General features: G+C 46.2%; 8 protein-coding genes. 2 read left to right on the top strand and 6 right to left on the bottom strand.

All coding sequences use genetic code 11. The features are described from left to right. Window positions 1–114: 114 nt before the first annotated feature. Window positions 115–618 (bottom strand): MarR family winged helix-turn-helix transcriptional regulator, encoded by a 504-nt coding sequence (locus tag AWT75_RS20080; protein WP_062791504.1) that lies wholly within the window; start codon window positions 616–618, stop codon window positions 115–117. A 33-nt stretch (window positions 619–651) separates the two neighbouring features. Here AWT75_RS20080 and AWT75_RS20075 point away from each other — a divergent pair, with 33 nt between their 5' ends. Continuing rightward, window positions 652–1389 carry a siderophore-interacting protein gene (locus tag AWT75_RS20075; protein ID WP_062791502.1) on the top strand — a complete coding sequence of 246 codons (738 nt, stop codon included), beginning with the start codon at window positions 652–654 and terminating at the stop codon, window positions 1387–1389. Window positions 1390–1461: 72 nt separating this feature from the next. Further along, a complete protein-coding gene (locus tag AWT75_RS20070; RefSeq protein ID WP_239689684.1) occupies window positions 1462–1794 on the top strand; it encodes a 4-carboxy-4-hydroxy-2-oxoadipate aldolase/oxaloacetate decarboxylase in 333 nt (110 codons plus the stop codon). A 93-nt stretch (window positions 1795–1887) separates the two neighbouring features. Here the strand turns inward: AWT75_RS20070 and AWT75_RS21505 are convergent, their stop codons facing one another. The 5 genes from AWT75_RS21505 to AWT75_RS20060 form a co-directional block, all read right to left on the bottom strand. Continuing rightward, window positions 1888–2316 (bottom strand): hypothetical protein, encoded by a 429-nt coding sequence (locus AWT75_RS21505; RefSeq protein WP_153013410.1) that lies wholly within the window; start codon window positions 2314–2316, stop codon window positions 1888–1890. A 13-nt stretch (window positions 2317–2329) separates the two neighbouring features. Further along, window positions 2330–2638 (bottom strand): hypothetical protein, encoded by a 309-nt coding sequence (locus AWT75_RS21500; RefSeq protein ID WP_153013409.1) that lies wholly within the window; start codon window positions 2636–2638, stop codon window positions 2330–2332. Window positions 2639–2755: 117 nt separating this feature from the next. Continuing rightward, window positions 2756–3511, bottom strand: a complete 756-nt coding sequence (locus tag AWT75_RS21495; RefSeq protein ID WP_153013408.1) for a hypothetical protein — start codon at window positions 3509–3511, stop codon at window positions 2756–2758. 117 nt (window positions 3512–3628) lie between these two features. Beyond that, window positions 3629–4384: a hypothetical protein gene (locus AWT75_RS20065; protein WP_062791500.1), complete on the bottom strand. Its 756-nt coding sequence runs from the start codon at window positions 4382–4384 to the stop codon at window positions 3629–3631. 1 nt (window position 4385) lies between these two features. Continuing rightward, window positions 4386–6725, bottom strand: a complete 2340-nt coding sequence (locus tag AWT75_RS20060) for a M23 family metallopeptidase (protein WP_062791497.1) — start codon at window positions 6723–6725, stop codon at window positions 4386–4388. Window positions 6726–6914: the final 189 nt, after the last annotated feature.

Below are 6914 nucleotides of genomic sequence, written 5' to 3'. Positions count from 1 at the left end.
AGCGCCGAAGCGGTGAGCGAATCGCGTACCAACCCGCCCGGCCTGCCCAAGAGCTGAGCGTCTGGCAGCAAGCGGTAACAATGACAACGGCCCCTCGGGCCGTTTTTCATGTGTTCAGTTCTTGTCGCAATGCTTGTCACAGGACTTGTCCGGGCTGTCCTGCTCCAGATTGTGGCGGATGTGCTGCAAGGCTTGCAGCAATGCCTCGGCCTGCTCCGGCGCAATACCCTGCATGGCGCGGGCAGCCAGCAGACGACCGTGCTGATGCAAGGTGGCATGCAGCGTCTGCCCGGCCTCGGTCAGGTACAGGCGCATGCTGCGCCGGTCCTGCGCATCGGCGCGGGCTTCCAGCAGGCCGGCTTCCTTCAGGCGGGCAATCAGCCGGGTGAGCTGGGCCTTGTCGCGCCCGGAGTGCTGGGCGAGGTCGCTCTGGGTATTGCCCGGATGGCGGCAGAAATAACCCAGCACCTTGCCTTCCATATGGGTCAGCCCCAGGGCATCGTCCCGGATCGCGGCAAACTGGCGCGAGCGGTATTGATGCATCAGGGTGTGGATGGCCTCGAAAATCTGCTCGGCGGTATCGTCAACATTGTTGACAAGGTCAACTTTATTTTGCATATTAGGTGATATTATCAATCAATTGGAGTCGCCATGACCACCATTTTGCCGCAACACCGCATCGAGCGGGTCAGATATGAACTGGCCAAGCGCAATGTCACCGTCCGCAAGGTAGAGCGCAGCGGCGACGGCTTTGCCCGCATCACCTTTGCCGGCGAGACGCTGCAGGGTTTCCAGTCGCAGTCTTTTGACGATCATATCAAGTTCATTTTTCAGGATGAGCAGGGCAATACCGTGATGCGCGACTACACACCGCTGTCCGCCACTGCGGAAAACGGTGAACTGACGCTGGAATTCGCACTGCACGGCCACGGTGCTGCCGCCAGCTGGGCACAGCAGGCCGAGGAGGGCATGCAGGCTATTATCGCCGGACCCAAGGGCTCGATGATCATCCCGGCGCAGCAGGACTGGCATTTACTGGTGGGCGATGCTTCGTCCCTGCCGGCCATCCGTCGCCGTCTGGCCGAGCTGCCGCCCAGCGCCCATGTCGAGGTGATCTTGCTGCGTGCTGACAGCCATGACAGCTGGGCACTGCCGCAACAGGCTAACTGGAGTGTCAGCCAGTTGGCCGATGGCGAGGCCTTGCTGGCGGCACTGCGTGGCTGGCAAGTACCGGCCGGCCATGGTTTTGCCTGGTGCGCGGGCGAGGGTGGGCTGATGCGTCAGGCGCGCAGCATACTGCTGGAAGAAAAGCAGCTGCCGCGTGAAGGAGTGAAAGTGGCGGCGTACTGGCGGCTGGGTGAGGCGGATTTTCACGAGCGGCTGGCCTAGACGGGCCTGGAACAGTTGGTATTGCGCGGCTGACAAAGCCCTGCTGCTGCGCCGCCTTTCATCGACGCCAGAGTGCGCGACGTCAAAAACCTGCAGGAAATGGACTTCCCGGTCTGGAGCCGCGCTATCAGCAGCAAAGGCACCATCAAGGCTACGCTGGGCTCGGTGAATATTCCCGTTTTCTGCGCCGGCATGCTGGTGCATCCGGGCGATGTGATTGTGGCGGACGACGACGGCGTGGTGTGCGTACCGGCCGCCCGTGCGGTGGAAACGCTGGCGGCGGCGCAAAAGCGCGAGTCGTTTGAAGGCGAAAAGCGCGCCAGGCTGGCTTCCGGCGTGCTGGGCCTGGACATGTATGCAATGCGCGAGCCACTGGCCAAGGCCGGGCTCAGATATCTGGACTGACGTTTGCTGGCGTAAGCGTCACTCTCTGCGTTGGCCACCCTGCGGGGTGGCTTTTTTTGGCATACGCAGGGGATATCGATTTGTGTAAGTGTGTCACTTCAGTTGTGGGAATAACGCCCGGCATTTTTTATTGCTATCTGGTCCATTAAAAATCACCTGTTTCCAGTGTGTGGTTTCAAATACGCCAGGGTAGGCCCCTTTCTTGCAAGAGATGGCGCTGGATTTTAATGCGAGATATTTTCCATCCGGCGAGAAAAAAGCCTTGTCAGTGCTAAGGGCATTGATAAATGAATGTTTATCTAATTCTATCGAGTCTGTGCGATTTTCATTGTAAAATGGTTTCTTTTTAATTGAAATAATTTCGGATAGATTTTTCATGTCTACCAGTGCGGCCATGAACGTAAATTTGTCATTTCTTTCAGGTTCATATGGCCACCCAAATAAAGGATCAACATATAAAACTATTAGATTGTTTTTTTCGTTGATGTCTTCGATTTTGTAGCGTTTGGGGTTGATGCGCAAGTGGCTGATTGAGTCAATATTTAAATTGCAATATTTGAGATCTCTCCAATTGAAAAAAAAGCGTATTATTTAAAATAACAAATTTTCTGTCGGATGATATTTTTGCAGAAGTCAAAAATATTGTCTTGGGGAATGTGCAAACATTTCTATTGTAAATGATATTCAGATTGACATCTTCTCCGGAAGATAACTCAGTTTTTTTTAAAATCAAAGTATCAAAACCATCAATCGAAATGGTTGCCGCATGAGAACTATTAACCATGGCGCAATATATTATTAACAAAGAAAATGATCTAATAATAAATCGGAATGCATCATTCATTTTATTTCTCCTTGAATGCAAAACCAAATTTCTTGGCATATATTTCCGCTTTAAAATTTTTTGGTGCGTCGATAGCGTCCCGATTTCGTGCGGGGTATATTTTTATGAAAATTTACGTCACTTCAGTTGTGGAAATAATGCCCTGCATTTTTTATTGCTATCAGGGCCATTAAAAATCACCTGCTTCCAGTGTGTGGTTTCAAATACGCCAGGGTAGGTGCCTTTCTTGCAGGAAATGGCGCTGGATTTTAATGCGAGATATTTTCCATCCGGTGAGAAAAATGCCTTGTCATTATATCCTGCAAAAAGAGAACGATCCAAATCTACATTGGAAGTTCTATCGTATGAGAAAAATTGTTTTTGATTTATTTTTAATGGATTTGGAAGAGTTCCATAACCATTTATTGCTTCATTCGTAACCACTCCCATAAGATAATAAAACTTACTATTCTTTTCATGTGCCATGCCGAAGGAGGGTTCAATATATAGTGCAATTAAATTGCGCATTTCATTGATGTCTTCAATCTCAAAGCTATATGAAATAACAGATGCATATTTAATTAGATCTTCTTCTTTGTTGCATTTTTTAATATCTTCTAGACTGAGAAAAATTACACCATTCACAATAAGGAATTTTCCATCTGATGATGTTTTTGCATAAGTTAATTGCATTGTGCGTTCTGTGTCGCATTGTGTATTGTTGTGAAATATAATCAATGGATTGTCGCGCTTGGTATCTTCCTCTATTTTTGTGATAATTATTTTATCGGAACCCTCTGTATGGATAGTTCCAGCCTTTACGATGTTGAAAATATTAATACTAATTAGTAATATTGTAATTTTTTTTAAAATGCAGTGATTTAATTGATGCATTTTATTTCTCCTTGAATGCAAAACCAAATCTCTTGGCATATATTTCCGCTTTAAAATTTTTTGGTGCGTCTATAGCGCCCCGGTTTCGTGCAGGGTATATTTTTATGAAAATTTACGTCACTTCAGTTGTGGAAATAATGCCCGGCATTTTTTATTGCTATCAGGGCCATTAAAAATCACCTGTTTCCAGTGTGTGGTTTCAAATACGCCAGGGTAGGCGCCTTTCTTGCAGGAAATGGCGCTGGATTTTAATGCGAGATATTTTCCATCCGGTGAGAAAAATGCCTTGTCATTATATCCTGCAAAAAGAGAACGATCCAAATCTACATTGGAAGTTCTATCGTATGAGAAAAATTGTTTGTGATTTATTATTAATGGATCGGGGCGCATGCCATATCCATATATTTCTTCATTAACAATTACTCCTGCAAGATAATGGAATTGACTTTTCTTCTCATAAGCCATGCCGAAGGAAGGTCCAATATATAGTGCAATTAAATTACGCATTTCATTGATGTCTTCAATCTCAAAGCTATATGAAATAACAGATGCATGTTTAATTAGATCGTCTTCTTTGTTGCATTTTTTAATATCTTCTAGATTGAGAAAAATTACACCATTCACAATAAGAAATTTCCCATCGGATGATGTTTTTGCATAAGTTAATTGCATTGTGCGTCCTGTGTCGCATTGTATATTGTTGTGAAATATAATCAATGGATTGTCGAGCTTGGTATCTTCCTCTATTTTTGTGATAATTATTTTATCGGAACCCTCTGTATAGATAGTTCCAGCCTTTGTGATGTTGAAAATATTAATACTAATTAGCAATATTGTAATTTTTTTCAAAATGTAGCGATTTAATTGATGCATTTTATTTCTCCTTGAATGCAAATCCAAATCTCTTGGCATATATTGCCGCTTTAAAATTTTTTGGTGCGTCGATAGTATCTCCGATGATGTAATTGACACGATATGTATGCGCTTGTCTATTTACTAATCCGTTAGTATCGCCATTGATTGCATGGGTAACTGCTTCTATTGTATTGTCGTTGACAGCATTCATGACAGGCTTCATTTTTGGTCTCTCACATGCTAAAAAAAATCCTCCGCTGTCGATACAGTAATATGGGTTTGTTGAAATGATCTCTGGGTTGTCAATAGAAGGCACCTGCTTCGTCATTGCGCCCTTTTTCTTGGATTTATATCCAGGATCCTCATGCCAATCCAGCTGTTCTCGCTTTAATTTTAACCATCCCATAAATACCCAATATTTGACATAGTTGGATAAAAATGTTAGTTGCTTAAAACCCCTGCCTCTGAATTTCTGCGCATCGTCACCATCAAGGTTGCCAATGCGCCAGTTATAGCTGCTTGCTATTAATTTCCCTTTGCTGTTGTATTTTTCTCTGGCGTAGTATGCTGATTTTTCATTGGCTTCACGCCCCCACCAGTATCCATGGTCTATTTCGTACTGTTGCAAGGATTCTTTTACCAAGCCTAGCCCTATTTTTTTGCTGTAATCCTGATGCTGGGCTACCTCAGTCATATTGCTCAGTTGTGCGCATTCAACACAGCCTTGGCCAAAGAAATGAATGGTTCTTCTTCCGTAATCAAAACCGTACTTGCTCACTGTTTGATTGATGGCATTTTTATATCTGGTAATCAGGTATTGCGGCGTAATTTCCGGCCTGCTTTTATCTATTATCGGGATGAAGATGTTTTCCATTTCGAAGCTGCCAAACCATTTGCACTTGCGAAATGTCTGGATGAATTCGCGTGGGTGGAAGTGCCAGATGTTGTCATCCAGTGATCGGTCGTAATGCGATTCTTCATTCGGGTAGTACATTTTGTGGGTCATTACCCCGGTTCTGTTCTTTATTTTTTCCCAGAAACACAGTATCTTTATTTTTTCTTTTAACAGATCAAAGGCCTTGTCCGACATGATTTCGGATTTAGGATTGAGGTAGCTTTCCTTTTTCATCCAGCCATAGCGTTCGTCAATTTTTGTGCCATCCCACTCGCTTTTGAATTGGCAAATTAATCTGGATAGTGTGTTGGTCTTGGCAGAAAACGCAGCGACCAGTTTTTGCTTGGTTCTTTCTTGTTCCTTGGGGAGTAGCAGCTGCTGGATATAGGCGGAATGGCATAGCCCGTCGCGGGTTTTGTCATCATCAACAAAATGCCAGCCCAGCCAGTGTGGAAAGTCTGCATCGCTGTATTTCTTGATTTTTTCGTCACGAATATTGATCCAGAATAGGCCTTGTGGCGTGGTGATTTGCTGGTAAATGGGAGCGTGTGCCGGAAGTTCGCGGTTGTGGCTCTTTGAAATCAGGCGACCGTAACGAAGATATTCATAAATCGTACTTGGGCTTGCTTCTGGAATTTCTTCACTGATATCTCCAGCCATTTTATATAGGCTAATATCATAGTTTTTCCAGTAAGGCGGGATTGTTTTGTTTGGCAGCGGTGTAAAACTACCGTTTTCTAAAATACGGGTGGTCAGTGTTGCGGCACGGTGGCCAATTTCCATGGTGACGTACAGGTCTTGTGTGGTGGCACCCGCTGGTTTGCTCTGGCCTTTGGGGGCCTTGTCTCCGCTGTAATAGGGTGTTCCTTGCGGAATGTAAAAATGGCTATCGCCAAAGATGATGTTTTCTCTGCCGTTTTTACTTAAGTCCAGCTTGCCGGATGTGCGCCCGGTCAGCCTTCGCAGGTTTTCGGTATTGCAGAATATTTCAAAATGGAAACCGCTCATCCCGCCGGTATAGCCCGCTTTGCCGATGATTTGCTTGCGGGCCAGTATTTTTCCCTTCTGGAATGCAATCATCACTTCCGGGCTTAATTTGCCGAGGTTTTGATAAACCGAATAAAAAACAACGTATCCATCCCGGCCACTGCCTATTTCTGTTTCATGGCGCATCACCACGCAGCCGGGGGTGTCGAGGCCATGTCGTCGTAGGGGCGAGTTTTCATCCGGATTCAGTTCGCCAGGGCCACAGTCTCGGTAATGAATGACATAGCCATTGGCGATGGCACGGACATTGTTTTGTTCACCGCTGCCGGAGAGTTGCACATGCATGCCGCCGTGCCACTCGAATTGGCTGGTTACCGGATAGCCACCCAGGGTGGTGGAGGGTAATAAGGCGTTTAGCCATTCGCTGTCCGGCATCTCATGCTGGGCCTGCTTCAGGGTGGGTGGGCTGATATTCATCGGTCACTCCGTCATTAAAGTGAAAGGCCTTTGTTTGGCAGTAAATCGGTTTGCGGAAAGCTGTCGTCTTCGTGCTCCAGCCCCGCCTTCCCCTCATTACTCAGCGTGCCGTGCAGCTTGATATCCCCAAACACTTCAACCCCCTTGGCGCTGATGCGGATGCCATGGCCGCCGGCTGCCAGTTCGATG

It is taken from the genome of Aquitalea pelogenes (assembly GCF_001515305.1).
GTDB classification, from domain to species: Bacteria; Pseudomonadota; Gammaproteobacteria; order Burkholderiales; family Chromobacteriaceae; genus Aquitalea; species Aquitalea pelogenes.
Note: the sequence above shows the minus strand (reverse complement) of the source record. Positions and strands in the feature narration are given on the sequence as shown.

Coding starts and splice junctions, on each gene's coding strand:
- AWT75_RS21495 (WP_153013408.1), bottom strand. CDS start 3,511: ATGCATCAATTAAATCACTGCATTTTAAAAAAAATTACAATATTACTA.
- AWT75_RS20080 (WP_062791504.1), bottom strand. CDS start 618: ATGCAAAATAAAGTTGACCTTGTCAACAATGTTGACGATACCGCCGAG.
- AWT75_RS20065 (WP_062791500.1), bottom strand. CDS start 4,384: ATGCATCAATTAAATCGCTACATTTTGAAAAAAATTACAATATTGCTA.
- AWT75_RS20075 (WP_062791502.1), top strand. CDS start 652: ATGACCACCATTTTGCCGCAACACCGCATCGAGCGGGTCAGATATGAA.
- AWT75_RS20060 (WP_062791497.1), bottom strand. CDS start 6,725: ATGAATATCAGCCCACCCACCCTGAAGCAGGCCCAGCATGAGATGCCG.
- AWT75_RS21500 (WP_153013409.1), bottom strand. CDS start 2,638: ATGAATGATGCATTCCGATTTATTATTAGATCATTTTCTTTGTTAATA.